Annotated in this window: 3 protein-coding genes; 2 read left to right on the top strand and 1 reads right to left on the bottom strand. The window is 61.6% G+C overall.

All coding sequences use genetic code 11. From position 1 onward, the window contains the following. The coding region (locus VGG51_10160; protein ID HEY1883388.1) for a M56 family metallopeptidase at positions 1 to 647 on the top strand (647 nt) is incomplete at its 5' end. A 4-nt stretch (positions 648 to 651) separates the two neighbouring features. On the opposite strand, the gene VGG51_10155 is transcribed toward VGG51_10160, so the two are convergent. Then, on the bottom strand, positions 652 to 996 hold the full coding sequence (locus tag VGG51_10155) for a VOC family protein (GenBank protein ID HEY1883387.1): 345 nt from the start codon (positions 994 to 996) through the stop codon (positions 652 to 654). 137 nt (positions 997 to 1,133) lie between these two features. Here VGG51_10155 and VGG51_10150 point away from each other — a divergent pair. Then, on the top strand, positions 1,134 to 2,992 hold a 1,859-nt coding region (locus VGG51_10150; GenBank protein ID HEY1883386.1), incomplete at its 3' end, for an adenylate/guanylate cyclase domain-containing protein.

Raw genomic sequence — 2,992 nt, 5'->3', positions numbered from 1 at the left:
CCTGGGTGTATTTTACTGGACGCAACCTCTGCCTGGAACGCGAAGCGGCCTGCGACGACTGGGTGGTCGAGAGTGCCGGCAGCGCCCGCGAGTATGCCGCCTGTCTCGCGTCGCTTGCTCAATCCGCGTGCTCGCGAAGCGTGCCGCTGTTAACGCCAGCCGCCTTTCACTCACGGCGAACGCTCATCGAGCGCATCGAGCGCTTGGGCTCGAGCGAACCGCGCCGCCTCACCGTCAACGCTTTTATCATCGGAGGTACGATCATGCTATTCCTCATCGCCACGATCGCGCTGCAAGCGCTCTCACCTGCAGTCGCTCTCTCTTCCTCGAATGCGCCTAGCCTCCCCGCGAATGCGCTCCTTGCCGCAGCCTGCGCGCATCCGAACGCCGAGGCTTCCGTACGCAATCCCGAACCGCCGATGCTGCCGCACGGCCTCAACGCTTCGGGGAGCGTCGATGTCTCCGTGACGATCTCGCCCAGCGGACGCGTTACTCATACCTCGATCGTCAAATCGAGCGGAAACGCAACGATCGACGACGCCGTCGCGGAAGCGGCGCGTAAGAGCACCTACACGCCCAAGATGGTAAACTGTCTGCCGGTCCAGGGCGGCTACGTCTTCCACGCAGACTTCGAGCCGAGGCCATAACGCGTTACGGGGCGGCGGGAGGCTCCCATAGTTCGAGACGATTGCCTTCCGGATCCACGACCCATCCGAAGCGGCCGTATTCGTGATTATCGGTCTTTTCTAAAACCGTAACGCCCTCCGCGCGCAGCTTGGCGAGCAGCTCGTCGAGGCCCTCGACCCGGAAGTTGATCATGACCGGCTGCGCTCGGTCCCAATAGTCGTCATCCGCATCGAAGATGCTGAAAAGCGTCACTTTATTCGGGTCGGGATCGTCCGAGCGGCGAAACATGATGCCAACGCCAGGTTTCTCCGCAATTCCGAGATGGTCTGCATACCATCGCCCGAGTGCCGCCGCATCGCGAGCGCGAATGAAAACACCGCCGATACCCGTTATACGTGCCCTCGCCGAAGTTTTTCGGCGCGACGCAATAGGAATCTCCTCTAAAACGAAGCGCCGGGTCGCCGTCGAGGGCGAGGCGCAGCCCTCTTAAGCGAGAATACCGCGTAATGGCGCCGGAAGGGCTCCCTAGCGGAACCGTTACCTTTTTGTTTACGGACATCGAGGGAAGCACGGCGTTGTGGGAGCGGGACCCGGCCGCAATGCGCGAAGCGCTCGCAGCGCACGACGAACTGATCCGCTCGACGATTGCTCGAAGCGGTGGCACGGTCTTCAAAAGCATCGGCGATGCCTTTTGCTCGGTCTTTCGCGATCCTGAAGATGCGCTGAGTGCGGCAATCACGGCGCAACGCGACTTGGGCAAACGGTCATGGCCGGTTCAACTCGGTCCCATCGCGGTTCGCATGGGAATTCACACCGCCGTTTGTGCGGAGGTCGACGGCGACTACTACGGTCCGCCGGTAAACCGCGTCGCACGGCTGATGTCAACTGCCTACGGCGGCCAGATACTCGTTTCGGAAGCCGCCGCGGGGTTGTTGCGAGACGCGCTTCCGGCTGCTGTCACGCTGCGCAATATCGGTCTCATTCGACTGAAGGGCCTGAACCGCCCGGAGCCGGCTTTCCAAGCCGTCGGGCGTGGCATACGCAAGAACTTTCCGGCGCCCCGAAGTCTGAATTCCCGTCCGAGTAATCTTCCGACACAGATCTCGACGTTCGTGGGCCGTACGGCCGAACTGCAAAAACTTGATGAACTCTTGGCGCGCGGCCGCCTTCTCACGATCGTCGGCCCTGGCGGTATCGGTAAGACGCGCCTAACCCTCCAACTCGGCGCGAGCGTCGCAGAGCGATTCGTCGACGGCTGTTGGCTCATCGACCTGGCGCCGGTTCGCCGGGCCGATTTCATCGCCCAGGCCGCGGCCGACGCCTTGGGCCTGCACGAACGCGCAGCTGCGAACGTCGAGTCAACACTGCTCGAACATCTGGCCGACCGAACGCTGCTATTGATTCTCGATAACGTTGAGCACCTCATCGGCGGCGTAGCGAGGCTTGTCAAGGCGATCCTTTCGCACTGCCCAACCATCACTATCCTGGCAACCAGCCGAGAGCCGATGCACGTGCTCGGCGAGCAAATCTTCAGGCTCGGAGCGTTATCCGAGGGTAAAGCGCTTTTTCTCGAACGCGCACGACAGGTTGCCCCAACCGCTACGTTCGACGAGGCGGCAGACGCCACACTGGCAACGTTGTGCGCGAGGTTGGAGAATATCCCGCTCGCCATCGAGCTCGCTTGTGCACGACTTTCAACGATGACCTTAAAGGGCTTGGAGCGGCGGCTCAAGTCCGCCCTGTCACTTTCGAGCAAGGACTCTACCGAAAGTTCGCGTCACCGGACGTTGCGCGATACGATCGCCTGGAGCTACGAGCTGCTCTCACCCGACGAACGCGCAGTGCTGCGAGCGCTTTCCGTTTTCAACGGGGGCTGCACGGCAACGGCGATCGCCGCCGTCACACCCCAGGTCGACGATGCCGGCGAAATTGCCGATTCACTGGTCGACAAGTCGCTTCTGTTGGCCGAAGAACGCGAAGGCGACGCCTACTATCGGCCGCTCGAAATCGTCTCAGAGTATGCCCGCAACGAGTTGAGAAACGCACGCGAAGAGACCAAAGCGGAAGCGGCGCATGCGGGGTTTTACGCATCCATCATATTGCAGCTGCCTGAGGCAAAACCAACTAGGCCAAAGACCGTATTGCTCGACGACGAGATTCCCAACGTGCGGCTGATGCTGGAGTGGGAATTCGAGCACGATCGATCGACGGCGTCGCGTTTGGTGCAAGCGCTTGCGGCGACCTGGAGAACGCGGGGGACCATTAGCGAAGCCCGGTCCTGGATCGGTCGCGCTCTCGATTTTCCGGAGGAAGGCCTTTCGGAACGCCCTCGATTGCTTTGTCTGGCGGCCAGCTTCGCTACCCT

The organism is Candidatus Cybelea sp., assembly GCA_036489315.1.
Classification (GTDB): domain Bacteria; phylum Vulcanimicrobiota; class Vulcanimicrobiia; order Vulcanimicrobiales; family Vulcanimicrobiaceae; genus Cybelea.
Note: the sequence above shows the minus strand (reverse complement) of the source record. Positions and strands in the feature narration are given on the sequence as shown.